This window comes from Palaeococcus pacificus DY20341, assembly GCF_000725425.1.
GTDB lineage: Archaea > Methanobacteriota_B > Thermococci > Thermococcales > Thermococcaceae > Palaeococcus > Palaeococcus pacificus.
In genome coordinates, this window is the sequence record NZ_CP006019.1 from 1,655,342 (window position 1) to 1,679,022 (window position 23,681).

The 23,681-nt window shown below is 43.5% G+C and carries 24 protein-coding genes; 11 read left to right on the forward strand and 13 right to left on the reverse strand.

What is annotated here, in order from left to right:
• Window position 1: 1 nt before the first annotated feature.
• The gene (locus PAP_RS09020; protein WP_048165691.1) at window positions 2-253 is read right to left on the reverse strand and encodes a TIGR00304 family membrane protein; all 252 of its coding nucleotides are present in this window, start codon (window positions 251-253) and stop codon (window positions 2-4) included.
• Between the two features lie 87 nt (window positions 254-340).
• Between PAP_RS09020 and PAP_RS09025 the strand changes: the two genes are divergently transcribed.
• Window positions 341-1,033, forward strand: coding sequence for an HAD family hydrolase (locus tag PAP_RS09025; RefSeq protein ID WP_048165692.1), 693 nt, complete (start codon window positions 341-343; stop codon window positions 1,031-1,033).
• Entirely contained in the window at window positions 1,011-1,631 is a 621-nt protein-coding gene (locus PAP_RS09030) for a diacylglycerol/polyprenol kinase family protein (protein ID WP_048165693.1), read from the forward strand. Before PAP_RS09025 ends, PAP_RS09030 begins: the two co-directional genes overlap by 23 nt.
• 23 nt (window positions 1,632-1,654) lie before the next feature.
• On the opposite strand, the gene PAP_RS10135 is transcribed toward PAP_RS09030, so the two are convergent.
• Window positions 1,655-4,276: a CARDB domain-containing protein gene (locus PAP_RS10135; RefSeq protein WP_052649135.1), complete on the reverse strand. Its 2,622-nt coding sequence runs from the start codon at window positions 4,274-4,276 to the stop codon at window positions 1,655-1,657.
• Window positions 4,277-4,387: 111 nt separating this feature from the next.
• On the opposite strand from PAP_RS10135, the gene jtg reads away from it, so the two are divergent.
• Together jtg and PAP_RS09045 are read left to right on the forward strand one after the other, a co-directional pair.
• Window positions 4,388-6,367, forward strand: a complete 1,980-nt coding sequence (jtg, locus tag PAP_RS09040) for a 4-alpha-glucanotransferase (protein ID WP_048165694.1) — start codon at window positions 4,388-4,390, stop codon at window positions 6,365-6,367.
• Window positions 6,368-6,444: 77 nt separating this feature from the next.
• Window positions 6,445-7,293 carry a class I SAM-dependent methyltransferase gene (locus PAP_RS09045; RefSeq protein WP_048165695.1) on the forward strand — a complete coding sequence of 283 codons (849 nt, stop codon included), beginning with the start codon at window positions 6,445-6,447 and terminating at the stop codon, window positions 7,291-7,293.
• A gap of 13 nt (window positions 7,294-7,306) precedes the next feature.
• Here the strand turns inward: PAP_RS09045 and PAP_RS09050 are convergent, their stop codons facing one another.
• Entirely contained in the window at window positions 7,307-9,196 is a 1,890-nt protein-coding gene (locus PAP_RS09050) for a S9 family peptidase (protein WP_048165696.1), read from the reverse strand.
• Window positions 9,197-9,275: 79 nt separating this feature from the next.
• On the opposite strand from PAP_RS09050, the gene PAP_RS09055 reads away from it, so the two are divergent.
• Window positions 9,276-9,587 (forward strand): hypothetical protein, encoded by a 312-nt coding sequence (locus PAP_RS09055; protein ID WP_048165697.1) that lies wholly within the window; start codon window positions 9,276-9,278, stop codon window positions 9,585-9,587.
• Here the strand turns inward: PAP_RS09055 and PAP_RS09060 are convergent.
• The gene (locus tag PAP_RS09060) at window positions 9,570-10,220 is read right to left on the reverse strand and encodes a serine/threonine protein kinase (RefSeq protein WP_048165698.1); all 651 of its coding nucleotides are present in this window, start codon (window positions 10,218-10,220) and stop codon (window positions 9,570-9,572) included. The two genes, PAP_RS09055 and PAP_RS09060, sit on opposite strands and share 18 nt — an antisense overlap.
• Window positions 10,221-10,275: 55 nt before the next feature.
• Here PAP_RS09060 and PAP_RS09065 point away from each other — a divergent pair, with 55 nt between their 5' ends.
• Both PAP_RS09065 and PAP_RS09070 read left to right on the forward strand, forming a co-directional pair.
• Window positions 10,276-10,503 carry an Lrp/AsnC family transcriptional regulator gene (locus PAP_RS09065; protein WP_048165699.1) on the forward strand — a complete coding sequence of 76 codons (228 nt, stop codon included), beginning with the start codon at window positions 10,276-10,278 and terminating at the stop codon, window positions 10,501-10,503.
• A gap of 66 nt (window positions 10,504-10,569) precedes the next feature.
• The gene (locus tag PAP_RS09070; RefSeq protein WP_048165700.1) at window positions 10,570-11,199 is read left to right on the forward strand and encodes a hypothetical protein; all 630 of its coding nucleotides are present in this window, start codon (window positions 10,570-10,572) and stop codon (window positions 11,197-11,199) included.
• 1 nt (window position 11,200) lies between these two features.
• Here the strand turns inward: PAP_RS09070 and PAP_RS09075 are convergent, their stop codons facing one another.
• Complete coding sequence (locus PAP_RS09075) at window positions 11,201-11,482, reverse strand: DUF2103 domain-containing protein (RefSeq protein WP_048165701.1); 282 nt, start codon at window positions 11,480-11,482, stop codon at window positions 11,201-11,203.
• 148 nt (window positions 11,483-11,630) lie between these two features.
• Between PAP_RS09075 and PAP_RS09080 the strand changes: the two genes are divergently transcribed.
• Window positions 11,631-12,995: a PEGA domain-containing protein gene (locus PAP_RS09080; protein WP_269077255.1), complete on the forward strand. Its 1,365-nt coding sequence runs from the start codon at window positions 11,631-11,633 to the stop codon at window positions 12,993-12,995.
• A 10-nt stretch (window positions 12,996-13,005) separates the two neighbouring features.
• On the opposite strand, the gene arcS is transcribed toward PAP_RS09080, so the two are convergent.
• Window positions 13,006-14,718, reverse strand: a complete 1,713-nt coding sequence (arcS, locus tag PAP_RS09085) for an archaeosine synthase subunit alpha (protein ID WP_048165703.1) — start codon at window positions 14,716-14,718, stop codon at window positions 13,006-13,008.
• Window positions 14,719-14,728: 10 nt separating this feature from the next.
• The gene (locus tag PAP_RS09090) at window positions 14,729-15,628 is read right to left on the reverse strand and encodes a coiled-coil protein (RefSeq protein WP_048165704.1); all 900 of its coding nucleotides are present in this window, start codon (window positions 15,626-15,628) and stop codon (window positions 14,729-14,731) included.
• 344 nt (window positions 15,629-15,972) lie between these two features.
• Here PAP_RS09090 and dph2 point away from each other — a divergent pair, with 344 nt between their 5' ends.
• From dph2 to PAP_RS09105, 3 genes are read left to right on the forward strand one after another with little or no spacing between them, the layout of a single operon-like run.
• Window positions 15,973-17,007 (forward strand): diphthamide biosynthesis enzyme Dph2, encoded by a 1,035-nt coding sequence (gene dph2 / locus PAP_RS09095; protein WP_048165705.1) that lies wholly within the window; start codon window positions 15,973-15,975, stop codon window positions 17,005-17,007.
• 30 nt (window positions 17,008-17,037) lie between these two features.
• Complete coding sequence (locus PAP_RS09100) at window positions 17,038-17,424, forward strand: hypothetical protein (protein ID WP_048165706.1); 387 nt, start codon at window positions 17,038-17,040, stop codon at window positions 17,422-17,424.
• A gap of 9 nt (window positions 17,425-17,433) precedes the next feature.
• A complete protein-coding gene (locus PAP_RS09105) occupies window positions 17,434-18,051 on the forward strand; it encodes an METTL5 family protein (RefSeq protein WP_048165707.1) in 618 nt (205 codons plus the stop codon).
• Between the two features lie 72 nt (window positions 18,052-18,123).
• Here the strand turns inward: PAP_RS09105 and PAP_RS09110 are convergent, their stop codons facing one another.
• From PAP_RS09110 to PAP_RS09135, 6 genes are all read right to left on the reverse strand, one after another.
• On the reverse strand, window positions 18,124-19,206 hold the full coding sequence (locus PAP_RS09110; protein ID WP_084177556.1) for a mechanosensitive ion channel family protein: 1,083 nt from the start codon (window positions 19,204-19,206) through the stop codon (window positions 18,124-18,126).
• A gap of 2 nt (window positions 19,207-19,208) precedes the next feature.
• A complete protein-coding gene (locus PAP_RS09115; protein ID WP_048165708.1) occupies window positions 19,209-19,850 on the reverse strand; it encodes a DUF432 domain-containing protein in 642 nt (213 codons plus the stop codon).
• A 75-nt stretch (window positions 19,851-19,925) separates the two neighbouring features.
• The gene (locus tag PAP_RS09120) at window positions 19,926-20,993 is read right to left on the reverse strand and encodes a hypothetical protein (protein ID WP_048165709.1); all 1,068 of its coding nucleotides are present in this window, start codon (window positions 20,991-20,993) and stop codon (window positions 19,926-19,928) included.
• 141 nt (window positions 20,994-21,134) lie between these two features.
• Window positions 21,135-21,791, reverse strand: a complete 657-nt coding sequence (locus PAP_RS09125) for a DUF434 domain-containing protein (RefSeq protein WP_048165710.1) — start codon at window positions 21,789-21,791, stop codon at window positions 21,135-21,137.
• A complete protein-coding gene (locus PAP_RS09130) occupies window positions 21,791-22,558 on the reverse strand; it encodes an HD domain-containing protein (protein ID WP_048165711.1) in 768 nt (255 codons plus the stop codon). Before PAP_RS09130 ends, PAP_RS09125 begins: the two co-directional genes overlap by 1 nt.
• A 61-nt stretch (window positions 22,559-22,619) precedes the next feature.
• The gene (locus PAP_RS09135; protein ID WP_048165712.1) at window positions 22,620-23,666 is read right to left on the reverse strand and encodes a DUF5305 family protein; all 1,047 of its coding nucleotides are present in this window, start codon (window positions 23,664-23,666) and stop codon (window positions 22,620-22,622) included.
• Between the last annotated feature and the right edge of the window lie 15 nt (window positions 23,667-23,681).

Genomic DNA, 23,681 nt, shown 5'->3' on the forward strand with positions numbered 1-23,681 from the left:
CTCACACCCTCCTACCCAACAGTGCTACAGCTATCCAAAGAATCATCAGGACTATTGCAAGGAGCATAGCTATCGTAGCACCCTTTTGAGTTCCAAAGACTATTGGAATGGGGCCTATCATTATAACCCCTCCAGTTTCAACATCCACATTAGACTCGCCGCTAAGTGCGCTCATCATTGTGCCGATAAAGACCATTAAGAAACCCGTGAATATCAGCACTATTCCCGCTATTACTAGAAGCTCTCCCCTCATGGTTCATCACTTAAGGTTTAAGCACTCCTTTTTAAAACTTTAACCCAAAGGATTATTAAACATCAGATAGCTAAAATTTTGAGGAATATGTTGGTGCTGGTGGATTTAGACGATACCCTTTGCAACACATGGGAGGCAGCAAAATATAGCGTCTTAAGGCTCTTGCCTCACTTACTGAAAAAGAGGAAGATTAGAGCGCTCATATATATCCTAACTCAGCGGTATAAAGAGTTAGAGCAGTCAAAAGAGCTCCACATTCTGGATTTGGATAAGCTATTGGAACAGTTCATGGAAAGGGTTTATAGAAAAGTTTCGGAGAAAGACTTAGATGAAATGCTTGATTTGGTCGATAGGACATTTTTCTCAAATCTAAAGCTCTATCCGGATGCAAAAGACTTTCTGGAAGGCTTAAGGGAGATGGGAGCGAAGATAGTCCTCATAACTGATTCTTCATCATACTGGCAGAGAAAGAAGCTCGAGTATTTGGACATCAAAGACTATTTCGATGCTCTAATAATAAGCGGCGAGACTGGAATAAGCAAGCTTGATCCCCACAACTTCTTTTTGGCGAAGAAGATGTTTCCAAGGGAAGACGAAATTTACATGGTAGGGGATAGAGATGAGACCGACATGAAAGGAGGCAAGACTATTGGAGCAACAACTATACTTGTAAAGAGAGGCTACTTTCAAGCCAGACGGCCGGAGTATGCAGACTACATAGTGGGAGACCTTAGAGAAGCCTTGGAGGTGATAAAGCGTGAGCATGAAAAGCGAGCTTAAAAGAAAGGCACTTCACTTAACAGGGCTGAGCATCCCCATGATATACCTGCTTTTCGGTAGGGAGTTCACACTTAGATTTACAGGATTTTTCTTGATTCTCTTCGTGATTCTCGAGCCATTTAGAATAGTTGAGCACCTGCGAGACGGCGTGAAGAAGAGGCTCCATCTGTATGTGGACGAAGAGATAATAGCAAAATTTGAGGATGAACTGGATAGCATAGCGAGAGAACACGAAAGGTACTGGATTGGAGCGCATATATACTTCACCTTAGCCGCACTCATCGTCATTTATCTGTTTCCAGAGGACATAGCCATAGGTGCTATTGCCGCTGCTACATTGGGAGATGCAATGGCAGCTATAATTGGAAAGAGCTTTGGAAGACATCGCTTCAAAAACGGCAAAAGCTTAGAAGGAAGCTCAGCTTACTTCCTAACAGCCCTTTTAATTCTAGTGCCCTTAACAGACTTACCGCACGGCATAATAGGGGCATTAGCAGGGGCTATAACGGAATTCTATGAACTACCGCCGGATGATAACTTTTCAAACCAGCTGGCAATAGCTGTAGTGCTCTATGTGTTTAGAATAGCACTATTTTAGAGAATAAAACAAAAAAAGAAGAGTCATTGAATTTGAACTTCAGCAAACGTGCTTATGTTATCTTGGTCGCCCCACTCGTTGTCGCTGTCGTGCATGCTTGGATCATCGGGCAAGCTTTCAACGGCTGAATCCCCAGCGCTTGAGCCTGTTACCCAAGCGGTTATGTAGACTTTGCTTGCTTTTCCTCCCAAGACCTCCCATGGAATTGCTACCTCCAATGTTTGAAGGCCATTTACTTTACCTGTCCATGCAATAAAGCCTATCTCCGCTATATCGTAGCGCTCCCAGCTAGTTCCATTCCAAATGCTTAGCTGTGCTGCTTCAATTGAATCTGTTCCTTTCTCTCCAAAGAACTCTCCTTTCCAGTAGAAGTACATTTGGGCATCAATACCCCTTGTAAATGCCATCTTCCTATCCCATGCATCAGTATTTCCAGTGTATCCCCCTTCTTTGTAGTCCAAGCCAATTCCGTAGGCCACTCTCCATGAGGCTTTGTTGTCTGTAGTTAGGGCTACGTAGAGATAGGTATCATCATAATCAACATAGAGGGCTTTTAAGTTTGCTCCATCCTGGCCAAATCCTTGCGTATCTTCCGCTACTTTCGTTTCAGCACTCCAATCATCTAAGTTACCATCCACAGTCTTAGTGAGCTTCGATACCAAGTCCTCCTTCTCAGCAATTTCTAAAAAGCTTTCAATTTCTTTTTGAAGCCTCAACAACCTGGAATATGCAGAGAATATCTTTGTAGCACCTCTGAGCTCATAATGAGGCATGGAGATGAGGTTTTGACCTTCATTATAGAGCTCTTGGCTTTCATTGAGCTTAAGCTTAAATTCCTCAATTTGTTGCATGTACTTCTCAGGTAGCCTCATTGCAGAGAGGTTTTCCATAATATCAAGGGTTTGCTGGTATTTCGGCCAATAGAGCTTCGGCCATACATAGACACCCATTTTGACGAGATCATTTTGAGTCTTAGCGATTCTTCCAACATCAATCTTAAGCGTTGCAATGTTGTTGTTCTCATTGACCTCTTCTATTTCATTGTTGGGATCAACAACAGCTTTTAATTCATGGGTTCCCCATGCTTTCGAGTATTCGTAAGTGTAGCTCAATGAAATGTTGCCCTTTGCAGAAACATTCACTATCCAGCTCTTTATGAGGTTATCGTCATCAAAAAGCTCCACAGTAACGTTTTGAGCGTCCACTTCACCAAGGTTCTCCACAGTGATTGTGAGGTTTGCAGGCTGCCATTGCTCAACATTTAGAACGTTTGAGGAAATGCTAACGGCCAGCTCGGGTTTTGGAATTGGGATCTCGATTACAGTGAGGTTTGAGAATGTGTCACTATCTCCCCACTCATTGCCACTATCAGCTACAACGGAGCTTTCGGGAAGTACATCAACCGCAGATCCACCTCCTCCTGTTACCCATGTAATAACAGCGATTTTGTTTGTTCTTCCCCCTATAGCACTCCATGGGATTTTAATTTCAAGAGTTTTCAAACCAATGGAACTGTTTCCTGTCCATGCAAAGCTTCCCCCAACATCGCCGACTTTCTTATACTCCCATCCGCTTCCTGTCCAAGGTAGAAAAGCAACGTTCTCCTGCCCATCCACAGTGGGCTTTGCTTGTGACTTATCCCACCACGTATAGAGTTCGTAATCAATTGCATAGCCACCTTCAAAGTTTATGCTTCTTCCCCAGGCATCACTCGTTCCAGTGTATCCGTTCCCGCTTCCGGGATCAACATCAATACCTATACCATACGCCATATCCCAATTGGCATTGTTGTTCGCTTCGAGTGCTATGTATAAATACTGATCGTCGTAAGAGACATAGAAAGAACTTAGATTTCCACCATCAACACCATATCCTAAATTGTCTTTTGCTACAAGCTCATAGCCCGCCCAATCGCTTAAGTCTCCATCGATGGTCTTTGGAGCTAGAGGAAGGGTTATAAAATTCGTTAAAGTATCACTGTCAGTCCACTCCGAATTTCCTGTAGAGGGATAATTAACGTCGGGGTCAACTGGAAGGGTATCAACTGCAGAATCCCCATCGTTATTTCCAGCAACCCAAGATATTAGTGCCAAGTTAGAGGGCTTTCCACCTAAAGTACTCCAAGGAATCTTTATTTCTATTGTTTGAATGCCACTATCACCACCAATGTACTCATAATCCCCGACATCTTTCATGTTTCCAACGAATTGCCAACTGCTTCCATCCCACTTACGAAGTTCCATCCAAGTTATTTGACCATCTTGAGCTTCTGCATATACTATATACTCCGGTAGATATGTCCCATTAAAGTATATTTTCTTTGCCCAAGGATCGCTACTTCCACCACTAGCACTTCCCGGATTAATGTCAATCGCAATCCCGTAATCAGGCCAATATTTAGCCGTATTATTAGTTTTGATGGCGATGTAGAGATATTCGTCATCCCAAGCCACGTAGAGGTTGTCGAGATTTGCTCCAGGAACAGTGCTATCAACGCCGCGAGACACTAAATCCAGTGTGCCCCAATCGTTTAGGTTTCCATCGATAATTTTAGTGCCATAGAGCGCATTTACAAACCCCACTGTCGGTACTACACTCAACACAATCAAAACAATAATGCCCAGACTAACTACTCCCAACCTCATTTTGAGTCACCCCGGGTGATAATTGTTCACCCTAGTTGATATATGAGCATAAAATATTTATATATCTTTTTGAATATCACTAGTAGTGATAATTCACTTGGAGGTGCAGGAATGGAGAAGATCAACTTCATCTTTGGCATTCATAATCACCAGCCCCTTGGAAACTTTGGTTGGGTGCTCGAGGAGGCATATAACAACTCATACCGGCCGTTCATGGAAATTCTCGAGGAATTCCCAAACATGAAGCTTGCGGTTCATTTCAGCGGGCCCCTCTTAGAGTGGCTCGATGAAAACCATCCCGATTATATCGATCTCTTGAAAAAGCTCATCAAAAAAGGGCAGCTGGAGATAGTTGTCGCTGGTTTTTATGAACCCGTTTTAGCTGCGATCCCTAAAGAGGATAGAATTCTACAAATTAATCTTCTAAAGAATTATGCTAAAAGTCTCGGCTATGATGCCAAAGGAGTGTGGCTGACCGAGAGAGTTTGGCAGCCGGAGCTGGTGAAATCGCTTAGGGAGGCAGGGATCGAGTATGTAGTCGTTGATGACTACCACTTTATGAGCGCCGGGCTGAGCAAAGAAGAGCTTTATTGGCCGTATTATACTGAAGACGGTGGAGAGGTAATAAGCGTCTTTCCAATTGACGAAAAGCTCCGCTATCTCATACCATTTAGACCTGTGGAAAAGACAATTGAGTACTTAGAAGGCCTTGTCGATAAAGACCCATCAAAAGTTGCCGTGTTCCACGATGATGGAGAGAAGTTTGGTGTCTGGCCGGGGACGCACGAATGGGTATACAAAAAGGGATGGCTTAGAGAGTTCTTTGATACTGTAACAAGCAACGAAAAGATTAACTTAATGACTTACTCCGAATATCTGGCCAAGTTTACTCCAAAAGGCTTGGTTTACCTCCCAATTGCTTCCTACTTTGAGATGAGTGAGTGGTCCCTTCCAGCGAAGCAAGCAAAGCTCTTCGTTGAGTTCGTCGAACAGCTTAAAGAAGAGGGCAAGTTTGAAAAGTACCGCGTCTTTGTTAGAGGAGGAATTTGGAAGAACTTCTTCTTCAAGTATCCAGAAAGCAATTTTATGCACAAGAGAATGCTTTACGTGAGCAGACTTGCAAGAGAGCATGAAGAAGCGAGGAACTACATTCTAAAGGCCCAGTGCAACGATGCCTACTGGCACGGCGTCTTTGGAGGTGTTTACCTGCCGCATTTGAGAAGGGCAATTTGGGAGAATATAATCAAAGCCCAGAGCTACTTCCCAAGCGAGGCTAAAGTCTTAGATGTAGACTTCGACGGCAAAAAAGAAGTCATGCTTGAAAATTCTCACTTTATAGCAACTATTAAGCCCCATTATGGCGGAAGCATCTTCGAGCTGAGCTCCAAAAAGAGAGCGGTAAACTACAACGATGTCTTAGCAAGGAGATGGGAGCACTATCATGATGTCCCAGAGGCCGCAACTCCCGAGGAAGAGACTGAAGAAGGTGTTGCAAGCATTCATGAGCTTGGAAAAGAAATTCCAGAAGAGATTAAGCGTGAATTAGCTTACGACTGGCAGCTTAGGGCCATACTCCAAGACCACTTCCTCAAAGAGGGTGAAACGCTCGATAACTACCGCCTCGTTAAGTACTGGGAACTCGGCGATTTCGTGAACCAGCCCTATGAGTTTGAGCTGAGTGAAGGAAAGATAAAACTCTGGCGCAATGGCGGACTCTACGGAGAGGAAAAAGTCCCAGCAAAGGTTGAGAAGGAGATTGAGCTCACGGAGGACGGATTTATAGTGAGGTACAGAGTGGTGCTCGAAAAGCACTATAAAGCCCTCTTTGGTGTTGAGCTCAACTTGGCGGTGCACAGTGTAATGGAAAAGCCAGAAGAATTCGAAGCACAGAGCTTTGAAATAAATGATCCCTATGGAATGGGCAAAGTTAGAATAGAGCTCAACAAGAAAGCCAGAGTCTGGAAGTTCCCGATAAAAACACTCTCACAGTCAGAGAGCGGATGGGACTTCGTGCAGCAGGGAGTTAGCTACACGTTATTATTCCCAATTGAAAAGGAGCTTGAATTTGAGGTTAGGTTTAGGGAAGTTTAAGCTATTTTTCTACCACCCCAATCTTTTTATGTCATTAGTTCAAGCTTATCGATGTAGCGGAAAAGTAGGTGAGGACTTTGAAGCCCCGATTTGATGCTTATTTTTTAACATTTAGAGAGGCTAATAGATTGCTCGTCGGTAGGGGTGAAGTTAGAATAAATTTGGATTTAGGAAAAACTAAAAGAACACTCACGGTCATTGCGGAGGAGGATAGGGTAATCTTCCCCGATGGGAGTGAAGTGGAGAAGAAGATTTTAGGAAAAATAGCTAAAGATGAAAACAACATATACTTCGTCAAAGATGGGGGAATATTCAAGGCAGCAATAGCTAAAGAAGGCTTTTACAAGCTTGTTCCGACAATCCCACCCACAATAGAGATAAACGGCATTAGAATGCACCGCACGAAGGAAGTAACTCCCTTAGAGGATACCCTCAGCAAAATCAACACAGTAAAGCCAAAGGAGGGAGAAATGCTCCTCGACACGTGCATGGGGCTTGGCTATACCGCAATAGAGAGCGCCAAAAGAGGGGCGTACGTAATGACAATTGAAAAAGACCCAAACGTTTTAGAGCTAGCGAAGCTCAACCCCTGGAGCTGGGAGCTCTTTCACTCGCAGAACATCCAAGTAATCCATGGAGATGCATTTGATGTTGTAAAGCGCTTTAGAGATGAGACATTTGATGTCATAATCCATGACCCGCCGCGCTTCAGCCTAGCGGGACATTTGTACAGCGAGGAGTTTTATAGGGAGCTATTTAGAGTGCTGAAGAAGGGAGGAAGGCTCTTCCACTACGTCGGAAATCCAGGGAAGAAGTATAGAAGAAAAGATTTGCAAAGAGGAGTTATGGAAAGGCTGAGAAAAGTAGGATTTAAGAACGTTAAGCGGGTTGAGGAAGCGCTGGGACTAGTAGCAAAGAAGGTTTAGAAAAAAGAAAACCTTACTCCTTCTTCCCCAAAATCTCCTCAACGTTAAATCCTTCTTTTCCTTCAACGAGCTTGCGCTCAAAGAACTCCATTATGAGCTTGTAACGCTTTGCCCTGTGCCTTGGGGAGCCCCTTATACTGTGTCCGTGGGCGCCTTTCTTAAATATTGCAATGTAAGTCTCTTTTCCTAAGTCCTTAAGCACGTGATAGAACATTACAGATTGGTCCAAGGGGCAGCGGTAGTCTTCGAGGGAGTGAATTATCAGCAAGGGTGCTTTTACTCTGTCCGCATAGAATAGTGGGCTAAGCTTCTTGTAGTTCTCGTTTTCGAGTGGATTTTCACCAATGACCTCTTTATCGAACCAAAGACCAATGTCCGAGAAGGCATAGCTCGTCAGCCAGTAGCTTATTCCATTCTCACTAACGCCAGCTTTGAAGAGGTCACTTTGCGTTAGTGCCCAGTTAGTCATATACCCTCCATAGCTTATGCCCGTGATTCCTACCCTTTCCTTATCTGCTTGAGGCTCGAGCGTGAAGAATTCCTCTATGCCCCTGAGTATGTCTTGGAAGTCCTCTAAGCCCGTTCTTTCAAGCACTCTAAGTGCAAAGTCCTCATCATAGCCATTGCTTCCTCTTGGATTGACAAAAACTATGTAAAAGCCCTTATCTGCCAAGAGCTGCATCTCGTACTTGAAGTAATATCCATACATACCCTTGGGCCCGCCGTGAACAAAGACTATAACGGGAGCTTTCTCGCCCTCCTTTATGTCTGGCTTTATATACCACCCGTCAAGCTCTAAATCGAGGCTCTTAAAGCGGAAGTGCTTTATTGGTCTCCTCTTGAGCTTGCTCAAAATAGGCCCGTTGTAGTCGGTGAGCTGCTTGAGCTCGCCGTCCCATATGAAGGCCTCGCTCGGCATGGTGTCAATTTGCTTGAGGAATACAACCTTTCCGTCATCACTCACGTCAAAGCCCATAACCCACGCATTTTCTTCAACGATTGAGATTAGCTCCTCGCCGCTCAGCTTGTACAATGAAACCCTCCCTTCTCTTGGGCTTAGGAAGTAAACATTCCCTTGGGCATCAAACTTTCCTTCCCAGTTATTGTAGATAAAGCGCTCTGTGAGAGGCTTGACCTCCTCGCCGTCCCAAATGTAGAGATAATCATGCTCACTGAGCTTTTCTTTCTTTGGCTTACCTATGAGCAAAAGATCCTTTCCGTTTGAGTCAATTGCTGCAAATGAGACCTTCTCAAATATCTTCTCGCTCTCACCGTCCTTATACCTAAAGATGTCGTAGAACTTGAAGAACTGAAGCTTGCCGTTCTCTCTGTGGGGGACGTTATATATTACCTCATCGCCGTGCCACAGTCCAGAGGAGAACTTTTCAGCCGTGAACTCCTCTAAAATTTCCTCGCCTTCGCTGTCGTAAATCCAAAATGTTGTCTTTTCACCGTCAAAAAAGCCCTTATTGTCGAACCAAACTGGAACGTCGTACTCAAAGATAAAGTCCTCATCTTCTCTCCTCTTGAAGCCAGTGATTAACAAGCGCCTATCATCTTCGTTCCAGCTCACGTTTAAAATGTTCTTAACTTCCATGAGCTTTTTAGCGCTCATGCTCCTCAAATCAATCAGCCAGAGCTCGCTCGTCTTTTTCTCTTCATTTCCTCTGACGAAAGTCAGTTTTGCTCCGCTCGGAGAAAAGCGGGGCATTGAAGCATTCTCCACGTATTTTCTCTCTCCACTCTCAAGTTCCTCAACGACAATTGTATTCTCGTATTTGTTGTCTTTGAGGTTTGCTTTGGTCAAAACGTAGGCAACCCTCTTTCCATCTTTGGAAATCCTTACATCGCTCAAGTAGGAAAACTTTGCAAAAGTGTTTTCATCCCATTCGATATTATTCATAACGCTATCACCTAAGTTATAAAGAGCCTTAAAAGTATTTAAACTTTAACTCTATTAAGGAGAAAGAAAGGTGGGACTAATGAAAGAAGAACACGCCGTCACAGTAATACTAATCACAGGACTTGCCTTATCATTAATTACAAAGTCATACATTGGAATAGTATTCGCGGCCTTAGGAATTCCTCTCTACCTGGCGTATTTAGCTAGAGAACAGAACATACTCGTCAAGGCCAGGCTCTTCGACAGAGATCTGTTTTTAATGATGGGAATAACTCTGGTGATAATCCTAGCATTCAAGAAATTCTCAGATCCAAGAATTGGACTCATTTCTATGGCCGTTGTAATACCGCTGGCATTTTTAATTTGGGACAGACTAAAGGGTAGAGAGTAGCTCTAAAACCTTCGCAGAATTACCGCTTTTCTTGTATACACCTACCGCATCTTTAAGTGCATCTAAAAACTCCTCCTCAATTCCAAATTTTTCCCTAATTTTCTTTGAGATTGTATTGTCGTTGAGAAAAACCATTGCCATTGCCGAAGTTAAGTTTTTAGGCTTCCTCCTCAAGCTGGCTTTCTCGAAGTCAATTATCCACACATCCTTTCCGATTAATATGTGCTTTCCTCCTTGGATTTGGCCGTGATCAACGCCAAGCTGATCGAGTTTAAGCGTCTTTTGAGCTATTTCAATTATGTGCCTCTTCTCAACGTCAGCATAAAGAATAGGCTCTCCATCCATAAAACACCTTACTAAATAGTCCAAACCCTCAAAGCTTCCTGCGAAAATGAGTTCAGACGTTATACCCTGCCCTTTCAAAAATTCAAGTATCTCCGCTTCACGCTTTAGAGTTTTTCTCGGAGAGTCCCTGCGCTGCAGTTTTATGAGAACTTTTTCACCTTTCAGCTGACCAGTAAAAACTAAACTAGTGTTACCTTTCGAGTATGGAATGACATCAGTTATTCCACGCTCTCCCAAATGCCCATAAAACCTTTTGAGGGTGTCTTCATCAAGTAAGTGACTTATCATGGCTTTTCGATAACCTTAAATACCCCAAAGAATAAAATTATTTTGGTGGTAAGCTATGGTGACAGCTTTTATTTTGATGGTTACGGCTGCTGGAAAGGAAAGAGAAGTTATGGAGAAACTTTTGGCCATACCAGATGTTAAGGAGGCCTACGTCGTTTATGGAGAATACGACCTCGTTGTAAAAGTTGAGACTGAAACACTAAAAGATTTGGATCAATTCATCACAGAAAAGATAAGAAAGATGCCCGAGATACAGATGACATCAACAATGATAGCTATATGAAGCTTTCTTTCTTTTCTCAGTTACGTTTTTAAAAGCTCTTCTCAAACCCTTACTTGGTGAGTGATGATGCCGTATTTGGTGATAGAGCACCTTGAGGAGATAAGCGAGTGGCTCTGGCTTGAATATTCTCATGTAGCTAAGTGGTGGGGAGATAATCTGATATTTACAAATGTTAGAGAAGATGAGAGAGAAAGACTCGCAAAGCTTGGAAATGTCCTGAGCGAAAGCGTAACGAAGTTCCCATTCGACCGCTCAAAGATAATAGTCCTCGATCTGCAGGCAGAGGAAGAGCTTAAGCCAGAAGACATTGAGGAGGACACAATAATCATAGTGGGCGGTATTTTGGGAAACGCCATCCCTACAGGAAGAACAAAGGAGTTCATAACCTCAAAGATGGAGGGCGTTAAGGTAAGGCACATAGGGAAGCCGCAGTTCTCAATTGACGGGGCGTCAATAGTGGCAAAGCTCATAGCTGACGGCAAAAGGCTCGAGGAGATTGAGTACGAGGAAAACCCAACGATTAAGCTCGATGAGTTCAGCGAGATGACTCTTCACTACGCAGTGCTGAAGATAAATGGGGAGCTTTTGCTCACGCCCGGCCTTTTGGAGCTCCAAAAGGAGGAGCTTGGATTTGACGATGATGAAATAAGTGATGAGGAATTAGATGCTTTTTTCGCAGGGGAGGGAGAGCTCTAACTCACCTCAATCCCCTCAGCTTCTCCAAAACCCTCGCCCTATCCTTTTTGTCTACGATGAGGAAAATCTCTTGTACGCTGCCGTCGCTTTTTGCCAAAAGCTTGAAGCCCGTTAATGTCTCCCTAACAACTTTAATCTCAAAGCCTCGAGAATCGCTGGCGTAAATGCGCCCAGGGATTACCTTCTTAACACCTTCAATTGAGGATATCTCCTCAAGAACAGGAAGGATGCCCTTCAGGAGATGATGCTCTCTCTTGACGCCGCGCTTGAAGTACTTGGGCATGGATGAGAGTACGGGCCGGGCTTTTTATCTTTTACTGATGATAGGTTCATCCAAACAGCAATAAGATTTTTATATTTTTGATGTAGTAAAAATTTTAGGTGAGATAATTATGAAGTTTAGGGCACTGGTGGTAGTACTCCTTGCAATTATGTTCTTGACCCAGACCCTCACAGCAACGGGGGCGCCTAGCAAAAATTCTCAAACCGCCGCATTGGTGATTATCTCCATGCCCGAGGGAGCTACCGTTAGCATATCAAACCAAAGCGGAGTATGGTACACCCCCGTTAATATAACTCTGTTCCCGGATGTGAAGGGAGGGGAGTATAAAATTACAATCTCAAAAGAGGGCTATCCTACGGCGATAGCCATTATCAATCTGACTCCTAGAGACGTGAAGATCATAAAGGTCGACCTTGAAGGCCTGCGTGCTGCTTTTGGTGAGAATGCAACGGTGGAGTTTAATGAAGCCCCCTATGAAAGTATTAAAGGAGGACATGCCTCCTCGTGGGTGGGATGCGGGGGCATGTCCTTTTCACCGCTTCGCGAGCCGCCCATGAACGTCCTGAAGCCGAGCAGCGGCGACCGCTACTTCCTCCTCATCCCAAACAACACCCCCATCCAAACACCGGGATGCATTGTGCTTACGAGGATATACTTCCATGGGGAGGACGGCTACTCAATCGTGAGCAGCTTCCCATACTTCTCGAGTTATATCCCCCCAATGGCCACGATAGTGGTAAACTCCACACCAAAAGACGCTAAAGTATATGTGTTCGACCATCACATCTCTGCAGAATGGTTCACCCCAATGACGCTTAGAGTCCCTGTGATTAAGGAGCCGGTGAACAATGTGACCCTCTACTACCCCGATTTTGAGCGCAGAGCGGATGGGAAGGTGGTGCAAAAGGTAATCACAAGAAACATCAGCATCATATCCCCCTTTGATACATATAGGATCAAGGTTGCCTACGGCAATTATGCTCTTGAAACGATGATTAAACCTGCACCGGGTGAAACGATGACCCTCAACGTGGAATTTGAAACTCTGAGAAAGGCCTTTGAAGTAGTGCCCATGAACGGGACTTTAAACATCTATACAGACCCCAAAAATGCCGCGCTGATGATAAAGGACTCCTCAGGGGAAATCGTTGCGAGAGGATATGCTCCGATGCGGCTTAGCCTTCCTCCCGGCGAGTACACCATCACCGCCTCCAAGTACCGCGCTGGAGCCAACGTGGCAAGAGTATATGTTGCATCAAACACATCAAAAAGCGTTACTCTCCACCTCTCCCAAAAGCAAGCAGTTCTGAAGCTCAATGTATTCCCAGCAAATGCCACTGTTTTGGTCAACGGCGCTCGTAGGGGAGAAGGAATTGAGCGGTTAGTTCTGAAGGCTGGAGATTACGTAATCACATTCAGAGCCCCGGGATTTCTTGAACACAAAGAGAGGATAATTCTCCATCCAGGAGATACAAAAGTGCTGAACGTCACCCTGACACCTCTGCCCACCTAAAGGTGAGACTTTATGCCTTCTTTTTAACCTTCACTGCAATGCCCCTTCTTGCTTTAACCATTTCCTCGCCGCTCAAGATGGCTTTTCCAACTGCCACTACCTGCCCTTCTTTGACGACACCCACTATATCATCGGGCCTTATTTTTGAGTCAGCTTCATTTACACCAACGGCAAAGACATCTCCTCTCAACTCAAAGTCAATCTTGACCCAATAGGAGTTTGTTGCATCGTAAATGCGCTGCATTCCAAATGGAGTAACGCTTATAACGCCGTCCTTATATGTGGCTGTCTGCTTGCCCTCAACGAAGAGCCTGAGCATCTTTGAGCCTTTGATTTGGCCTCCTTCAGGAAGAACGGCCTCTCCTGCACCTAAGCCAAAGTAGAAGTCGAAGACCTTCCTTATACCGTCGTAGAAGCGATATGCCCTGTCCTCTTTGCCAGCTGTTAAGTCTAAATTAAGTTCCTTAAGAGTATCCCTAAGAGCATTTAAGCTCTCATGGCTTGTAGTGCCTCCTTTCACTGGAACAAAGATTATTTCGCGCCCGCTCATTTCACTCGCTCTCTTGGCAATCTCAACGTAGGCTTCATCCACATGTGCGACGATTGGCACATTAGGATACTTCTCCAAAGTCTTAGCTAAAAGCTTTGCAGCTGAGCTAATTTCCTCTTCGCTCCAGTGGCCGGTAACGACTATATCATACTTAGCCAGCCACTCCCACTCCCTTGGAACAACGCCAAAAGGCGAAGTTAAGATAAGCTCATGGACTTTGTAGCGTCCGCTACCCAAAGCCTCTTTTACAGCTTTTCTATAGAGCATATGGCTCCTCGAGTAGGAGTAGGGCTTTTTAGCCGAGCACGGGAACAATAGGAGGAGTTCAACGTTCTTAGGTGGTTCGAATCTCTCCTCAACGCGCTGGTGCCACCTTTTAACTTCAGGCCTATTTTGGGAGGCATCGCTTATGAAGTAAACCGTTTCCTTTTGAATTGGGGTGTATTTTTCGAGATAATCCCCATATTCTTTATCCGCTATCCTCAATATGCCGGCGTTATACTGGGTAGGGAAGAAGTTTTCAACAAGGTAGCGGAGCTTGCCTTCTTTCAAAGCCTCTCTTACGAGAGCAATAGTTTTTTGGGCAAATTCAAGAGAGTTTTCTCCTTCTTCCCAAAGCAAGGGAGAGTAAGGGATAAATGCCTTCTTATGGAAGTCGTAGAGCTTTAAGCTCTTAGTGTCAAAGGCATCAACGCCGAGGTAGACGGCTAATGGATAAAAGAATGGCTCCAAATCAGTGATTATCATTAAGTTGGGATTTTTCTCCCTTATTAATGCAAGAGTGGCAACAAATCTCCTATAATCCTTGACTAAAATCTTAGAGTTGCCCAGATAAACCGCATCGAACTCATTTTCACTCAACACCACATCTAAGAACTCCTCAAGAACGTCCAAAAACCTTATTGCTGGAACGTAGAGGGTGTTGAACTTCGAATAATCTACCTCATAGAGCCTAGTAAAGGCCTTTTTCACGATTTCAAGGGGGGTATAAAAGCTGATCGGAATGGAAGGGGCTAAATTAAAGTCATAGCCCTCAAAGTCTTTGGGGTAGAAGTAGGAATTAAAAGGGGACAGAGTAAAATCTAAGCCCGCTAAAGCAGGAGTCTTCACCAATTTCTGCTCTAACCTAAGTAGCCCAAGTCTTCCAGGGCCTTCGTGTTTTATCGTTTCCATATTCTGAGCCTCAGACTAAGTTGTAGCGCTGTAAGAGCAGGAGCTCATCCATGGTGAGCTTCTCACCGCGTTTGAACTTCTCCAAAGCAGCAACAGCCTTCTCGAAGTTGCTGTCCTTTTTGGCCCTCATTCTCGCAACCATCTTGTAAGCTATTAGCTCTTTGTGCTTGTCCTCGTACTCTCTTATCTTTCTCTCGACTTCTCTAAGCTCTCTCCTGACTTCCCTCATCCTCTCCCTGAGCTCAACGACCTTTTGGTGGTACTCATCGGCTTCCTTCTTGATCTCCTTAGCCTTCTCAAAGTTCTCTATCATTTGCTCGTGGAACTGCTGGCTCTGGTTTGCGAGTTGCTTGATCTCCAAGTTAATGCCCCTTCTTGCCTTCTTGAGGTTGTCAATTTTCTTCCTTACTTCAACAAGCTTGTTGTGGAATCTATCCGCCTGTTGGAGAATCTCAAGCTCGGTTGCAAGCACTTGGATTTGGTCGACGATTTGCCTCTCCCTTTCTGGGGAAACTGGCTTTGTTTGCAATTCCCACTCGAGCTTCTCAATCTTCTTCTCGATTTGATCCCTTGGCATGTTAAGCCTTCTCAACTGCTTGTACTCATCTCTCTTTGTCCTATACTCCAAAATCTCCTGATAGAGCAAGTCAAGCTGAGCATTTATTTCATCTCTGTTCTTCTTAAGCTCTTGAATTTGTTTGTTTACTTCATCTCTCTTCTCCTTAAACTCTCTCGCTTTTTGCCTTAAGGCTTGAACCTCCTTATTTTTCTCATCTCTCTTTTGGATCCAGACGTTGAGCTCCTTTTGTAGCTCATCAAGCTTTATCTGGATCTCCTTCTTCTCATTTTCAAGAGCCTCTATCTCCTGCTTTATCCTCTTAATTTCCTCTGGATCTACTTTCACTTGCATGTCCATACCCCTTCCTTGTTTTTAGAACAGGTGATCATCCTTCCATCGCCTTTATTTAAGCTTCAGCTTAGAAGAGTGCAAAGGTAAATAAAAACTTTTTGGATAGTTGACCAAAATGGGGTAATTCCCTAAAAGTGAAAAAGGTCTTAAAATTCCTATTATTTCCAATGCACAACCATAAGCCATCTAATTGCACAGAGACAGCAATAAAGAGCATTAAATGCACTAAAAAAAGCAGAACTAAAAATTAGTGAACTACCAACGTAATAGGGGATATACAACTGTCGTCGTTTATTATCAAAAGAGTTTTAATATTGTCATGAGAAAAAACGCTCGGTGAGAGAATGCACGAAATCTATGAGAGAGAAGTTTTGAAAAAGCTGAGAGAATTAAACGCTAAAAGGGTTTTAATTCAAACGCCTGAAGGCTTAAAGAGAGAAGCACAATATTTAGCAGACTTTTTGGAAGGCGAAGAAATTGAGGCAATAATAAGTGGTGACATAAACTATGGAGCGTGCGATCCGGCTGATAGAGAGGCGAAGCTTTTGGGGTGTGATGTGCTCATACATTTGGGGCACTCCTATATGCAACTAAATTTAGAGGTTCCCACTATTTTTATCCCCGCTTTTGCAAAGGTTGATGTGGTTAAAGCATTAGACAAGAATTTGAACGAGATTAAAAAGCTCGGCAAAAAAATAGCCCTCGTTACAACAGCTCAGCACATAATGGATTTAAAAAAAGCTGTGGAGTTTTTGGAAGAAAAAGGGTTCCAAGTTTTCATTGGAGAAGGAGACAACAGAATCTCGTTTAAAGGTCAAGTTTTGGGGTGCAACTTCACAGCAGCAAAAGTTAACGAAGAAGTTGATGGGGTCTTATTCCTAGGCGCTGGTTACTTCCATCCCATAGGAGTAGCTCTAGCGACTAAAAAACCAACCCTAGCGGTAAACCCCTACAGCGGCGATGCTCTATGGATGGATAAAGAAGTGGAGCGCATAGTTAGAAAGAGGTGGGGGCAAATAGCCAAGGCCTACGATGCAAAGAAGTTTGGAGTTATAATAAGCATCAAAAAAGGACAGCTCAGACTTAGAGAGGCTAAGCGCATTATTGCCCTCCTAAAAGAGCACGGGCGTGAAGCTAAGCTCATAGCTATGAACTACATAAATCCAGATGCTCTAGAAGGCTTTGACTTCGATGCCTACGTTGTGGTTGCCTGTCCTAGGGTTCCAGTAGACGATGTCGAAAGATGGCGCAAAGCGGTTTTAACGCCAAGAGAGGTTGAACTTCTACTTGGCCTAAGAGAAGACTACGAGTTCGATGAAATTCTCGGGGGCAAGAGGGAAGAAGATGAACCCCTCGGAATAAGCCTAAAGCTCAGATAAGCTTATTAACTTCAATGGAAAGTGTCTATCATGGGCTGGGTTGAACTCCTCATAATCCTCTGCACCCTGAGCGCGCTGGTAGGAATATACTATAGTTTTTTAAAAGCCTCTCTTGATACCTTTACATACAAAAAGCCTAGAAGGGTGTACCTAGCACTTGTATCAATTCTTGCAGTGCTAATCTCCCTAAAGGTGAGCTACGTCCTCGGCTTTGCAACTCTAGTAAGCTTCTTAGCAGTGGAGCGCCTAAACTCAAGGGAGCTAATGTTGGTGGCATTCTCTACGCAGTTCGGCTTTATGATGGGCATGGCTGTTGTCATGATAATCCTAATCTCATTGGGCTTTATCTTTGATATTCCAGCGCTCAAAGTAGAGATGACATTCGAAGACATAATGAGGTTCCTCTCGCAACAGTGAGGGATTGCCATGAAGAAAAAGCACCTCGCAATGATCCTCTCAAAGCTTAAAGGGTTTAAAAACCCAAAATTTGGGCTTGAGCAGTATAAAACTCCGGGAAACGTTGCCGCCGAGCTTCTATGGTTGGCCTATTCTCTGGATGAGATTGAGGATAGGGTTATAGCGGACTTAGGAGCCGGAACTGGAGTTTTAAGCGTTGGGGCCTGTCTTCTTGGAGCAAAAAAAGTCTACGCTGTTGAAAAAGATGAAGAGGCTTTGAAAATAGCCGAAGAGAACGTTAAATCCCTAAAACTAGAGGAGTGCGTTGAACTAATTCACGCCGATGTGGGAAGTTTTCCCCAACGGGTAGATGCCGTGATAATGAACCCTCCCTTCGGCTCTCAAAATCCAAAGGCGGATAGACCTTTCCTCTTAAAGGCCTTTGAGATAAGCGACGTTGTCTATTCCATTCACTTAGCAAAACCAGAGGTTAGAAAGTTTATTGAGGCTTTCGTTAGGGACAACGGCTTTGAGATTACACACCGCATAAACATTGACTTTGAAATTCCAGCTCAGTTCTTCTTCCACAAGAAAAGGTTGGAGAGAATAAGGGTAGATATTTACAGGTTCGAGAGGACATCATTATAAAGTGAAAATAGATGTCACCCTTCCTCAAGAAAAAACACAAAAGAATGAAATTTTCAAGGATACTCCATGCACTCACTCCTTCTCAACTTTAACCCTGAGCTCTTCAGCAAACCAGTTTACTCTCTGTGGGAATGGAATTTCAATTCCCTCACTATCAAGGGCTTCCTTAACCCTCTGCACTATTGTACTCCTGACATCAAACCATTTTTCGCTCGGCGTCCAGGCTCTAACCGCTATGCTGACGCCGCTATCTTCAAGGTTATCCACAAAGATCATCGGCTCAGGCTCTGCTAAAACGTAGGCCATCTCATCAAGCGTTCTTTTTATAACATCTATTGCTTTTTGAGCGTCTTCCTTGTATGCAATGCTCACAACAATATCGACCCTCCTAGCAGGATACTTTTGGAGGTTCACTATCTCGCTGTTGAAGAGCTTCTCATTTGGAATTCTCACCAGAGTGCCGTCCCAAGTTCTTATACGCGTAGAGAGGATCCTTATATCGTGGACGACTCCCCCATATTCGCCAATTTTGACGGGGTCACCTATCTTGAGGGGTTTGTCAAAATACATGAAAATCCCCGAGATAAAGTTAGCTACAACTGTTTGAGCAGAAAATCCCAAAATGATACCCGTTATTCCAGCAGCCGCTATAAGTGTTGTTAGTTTACCCGCAAATCCAGCTATGTTGAGAGCTATGAAAAACGCCAATATAACTACCGCATAGTAGAAGAGCTTCCCCTTAAGCTGAGCTTCTGGCAAGTTGCCCTTCTTTACACCACTCATGACCATGTAGTCCTTAGATTTTTTCGCAATCATATATGAGAAATAGAAAACTAGGAATGCCGCTGTTAGGTTGCTGAGTGTTGTCCCTAAAACTTCATAGGCCAAAATGCCAAGCGTGTCAAAGGCATAGATCGCCGACACAACCAATATGAGCCTGTGAACCATGCTGGCAGTTTCTTCGTTGAATATCCATACATACTCAGTTCTTCTCGAAATCTCGCTTATGTAGTGTTTAACAAATCTCGCCAAAAATAGACCAATCACCAAAACTATGGCCGCCTTCACAATACTGCCAATTGTTATGTCGAATACCATATTCTCAGCAAAGAAGCCTTGATTAAAAAAGCCAGTAACATTGTTAGTCACGTTCATTCTCACCACCTCATTAGAAAATTCGGAAGGGATAAGGCTTCTTTTGTGGCGTTTAAACCTTCTTTCGGCGGTTTTCCGGTGTTGTTTACCTCTGGAGTGTGGTTCTTAACTGTAGTTATAAGCAAAGGATAGTAAGCTTTCTCTTTGTTGTAGAACATGACGCTTCCCTTTATCGGGATAACAATCCTCTCAAGCATCTTCCACTCGTTTGAGGGGTTGCTTACAACTATCTTTGCAGCCCCAATTGAGTTCGGCTCTTCGAAGTAAAAATCTGTGACGTGGTATCTAACTATAACTCCATTTTCAACCGTGCCGTATAGAGCATACTTCTCCCTTCCAATGAAGAAGTGGTCAATAGTTAAGTTTCCCACCTTAACTTCAACTTCTATAGGTGCCTCAACAAAGCCCGTTATGGCATCTCCCGGAGGAACTGTCAAAGGCTCTTTAAATTTAACCATTAAAAGCTTAACACCGTATCCCACAGCCGGAGAAGGGAGTATTTTAAGATTATCACTACCTTTTTTGATGATCCTCTGTACATTGTCTCTTTTGTAAAGAAGTATTTCATCAGTTTCTTCGAGGATGTGTATTCTCTCGCCACCAATCTTAATTATCTGCGTCCTCAGCTCAACATCTCCAAACATAAAGAAAAATAGGAGTCGAAAGATATAAAGTTTGCCTAAAGCTCAACATAAGAAAGTTAAAAACAAAGGATGCACTCAGACCTTCTCAAATCTGATGTCTTCTATCTTTACATGGGTGAAAATATTTGCCCCGTTCTGCTCGATGAAAACTCCTTTAGCCTCTATAGGAATTGGGAGATTGGCAGATAAAGTGGCCTCACCTTGTCCTTGAATGTTGCCAAGCGTGTAGGTCCACCTGACGGTTGATACTTTAAAGCCTTTCCCCCCAAGGTTAACTGTACCATCAGGATCTATTTCATAATTATACTGGTAGCCCATAAAGCCCCAAGAACCTTTCTTCGCCTTGTAAAGATCCTCCCCCTCAATTGCAGTCCATATTCCAAAAGTATAAAAGCCATACCAGCTCGTATAAATGTTTCCTATGTCTGGAATGTTAGATATCAGATCCATATCCCCTTCCTGATATGGCATCGTGCTCATATCTCCGACTGCTCCGGGGTTGTAGAAGATGAACCTCTGGTCGCCGTAGGTTATGGAGATCCCAATGACATCCCCACCACCGTAAAGAGAAGCATACAAGGCGAAGAAGTCAAGTGAGGGGAAGAGGAAAAACGTGTCAGTGTTTTCTGTCCTTTCTTTAACCCATACAGTGTATTCCAATGGAGCTTCCATATCTGCACTGTTGATAGGGGTTATCTTCCCATAGTACTCATAGACCTCAAACTCACCCAAATCTACCTTCTCCTGCTCTCCGGTTTCCATATTTACCTTGTTTCCGTAAATGTGTATCTTTGTCTTTTCACGCTTCTTTTCGACTTTATACTCGTAGATATCTCCTCCTTCCTCAGTTCTGACACGGAGGTGGTACTTGATGTAGGTTATCATGTATTTCTGACCGTCTATCTCAATTGGACGGTAGGCATCCCATGGACTGACCCAAGTTGCAGACTCACTTTCCGTCTCTGTATAAGTCTCACTCTCCTCATACTCCTCCGTTGAGGTATAACTCTCAGTATAGCTTTGGACTGCACTTTCGGCTTCTTCCTTAACCTTTTCTTTAATTTCCTCGCCACCCCCAATGCAGCCACTAACAAAAACTAAACCAACGATAAATAAAGCCAAAATAGCATACTTCCCTTTCATAAAGAAGCCCCCTTTCTAAATACTTTAGCTCTCATAATATTTAACCGTTCCTTATACAATTCTGTGAACTGTCCCCCACATATAAGTTTACATCCGAGATGTTAGAATAAAACCAACGCAAAAAGACAAAACTTCTATGGGTTAATGCTCAGTCGTAAGAACCTCAAAAAAGCGAAGGGGCTTGATACCCAAAATACTGCCCACAATTACCGGCAAATCCACTACGAAAGGAACTTTATCAATAATACCAATGTCGGAGGTGGCAACTACATCAAAAGATTTGAGCTCATAGTCAGGCGCCTGGGACAGCCTGACCTCCCCCACCACACCGTGCTCATTAAGGGCCTTCCTCGTGAGCTTTGCTACTTCACCGCTTTTGCTAACCGGAGCGTCATACAGAAAAACGACTTCCTTTAACTCGAGGGAGGCGAGAGTATTGGCAAGCATGTTAAGGGTTTTTAAAGTGCCGGGGCTCAGTTTGTACCCCCTTTGATATTTCAAATCTCTTAGAAGGCCGTCCTCACAGAGCACCGCTTTCCCCTCAAGAAGGGACTCTAGGGTTATGAGGACATTGAAGCCGTCAACTCCAAGCACTCTATCCTTCAGCTCTTCTTTAGAGAGGAGCTTTCTCTTGCGCTCCGCTATTGCATTATCGCTGAAAACGCATCTCGCCAAGAAGTGCCTTTCTTTTAGAGAGAGCTTGTAGTGGTTTGCAACGAATTCTAAGGCATATTTTTTCCGATAGCCTCGATTTAAGAGGTATTTAAAGTCCTGATAAGCTAAAAAGAGAGAGGACATTAAACCACCTTCTCCAGGACTTCTTCCCCTGCGTGTATCCTAATCCGGACTTTTCCACCCAAAAGGGAGCTTTTGATTTTCTTGGTTAGTATCTCATCTACTTGGAATATTCCAGCTAAATGCTTCATCCAAATCTCTATCAATATAGGTTCTTCGCCCCCTTCTTTGATCTCAACCTTGTTGATGGCTAAAGAGGAAACTGCGTGGATATCAACTTTATCCTTCTTATGCGCCAGCCTGCTTCTCCCTTCCTCCATGTCACAGCCATCAGCTATTGTCACGCAGCTCCCCTCAATGGTAGTGCAAGGAACGGCCTCATCATGAGTATAGATGGCGTTAAGGGTTAAGGCCTTCAAGAGGAGCCAATCATCCTCCTCAAACGTTTTAGCGAGGCTTTCTATTATAGACTCCGCTAGAATTGTGCTGAAGAGATAGTGGTTTTCCCTATGAATCATGTTGCCTACATCATGGAAAAGTGCTCCGAAGGCGACGATAAACTTGCTCCACTCAAAGGACTTGCCCAATTTTTCAGCGGTTGTCTGAAGACCAAACTTTTTAATAATCCTTAAAATCTCAAGTGCATTCCTTGTAGTGAGCAAAACGTGAATTGCTCCATGATCATTAAACTGGTAGACGTTTAAAACGATGTAGTTTGTTGTATCAAAGTAATGCTTGTATCTAAAGTATGTCTCCTCATAAAGCGTATAGAGGTCGTCGTTGTTCATGAATTGCTTAATCTCACTGAGCAGAACTTTTTCTTCGTACATCTTCTCACCCATTTAAATAGAAAAGAAGAGAAATTTAAATGTTATGCAAAAAATAAAAAAATCAAGCGTTTTCTTGCTCTTTAGGATTCATTTCTCTGTACTCGTAAGCAATGCCTTCATCGACTATAACGTAGACATCCTCATCGCCGTCTTTGTAATGCATTATTGGCTTATCCACTAAGTCAAAAGTTTTCTTTAGATCTTCTTTTGATGCTAAAAATACCTTCTTACTGACATGCTGGGGCACACCTTCAATCATAAAAGCCTCCAAACCCTTAAACTCTCTAGGCGGCATCTGACTTCTAATAGTGTATACTCCTCCAAGAAGTGGTGTCAAGAACAAAAGCAGCAAAGCTGGGATAACCTTTTTAGCAGTTGATACCCTTGTTGTTATTCCTAATATCCTGACTGATGTTTCCCTGGTAATCGTATTTGTCAATACTTCTTGAGTTGTCTGCTTTTCATTGGTGAAGTAATATAGACCTGCTGTGCTGTCTTGCATGAAGTTCATAGTGTGCGTAAAGCTTTCTTTTACTTCCTTACCCGCTATTACACCTATGAGGTCAACTTTTGCTTCGAAAGTGATCTTACGATTGAGTCTTTTTAGTCCGAGTTCTTCAGAGATTTCGTTCGTTCTATTGTTCAGCTGTTCCAAATTCAGTCCAAAGTTTACAAGGAATTTCCCATTGTCGAGCTTTCCGCGTTCACTAAAAAGCTCTTCTTCCCAAAGAACGACTTCTTGATTTCCTTTGTTAACACTGTATGTGACTTTTCCCGTGAGGCTGTAATTGCCCCTCACAACATCTCCTGGATTAAATCTGTATCTGTAGGTAAACAAAAAGTTCTCTACAAGCGGTATGGGATACTCCTCCCTGCTCAATGTATCTCCGTATAGAGTATTATTTTTCAATAAAGCAGTATGGAGAAGAACTCCTTCCTGAGTGTACGTAGCCACTCGTTTGTTGATAACACTATATGACTGCGCTCCCATGAGTTTTACGGAATAAAACGAAAAAACAAGTACTAGGACTACTAGAACTCCTAGGACAGCCTTTTTAGTTAAATACTTTTTTAGATATTCTTCAATCAAATCCCTATCAATTTTCATTTAACTCACCTTCAA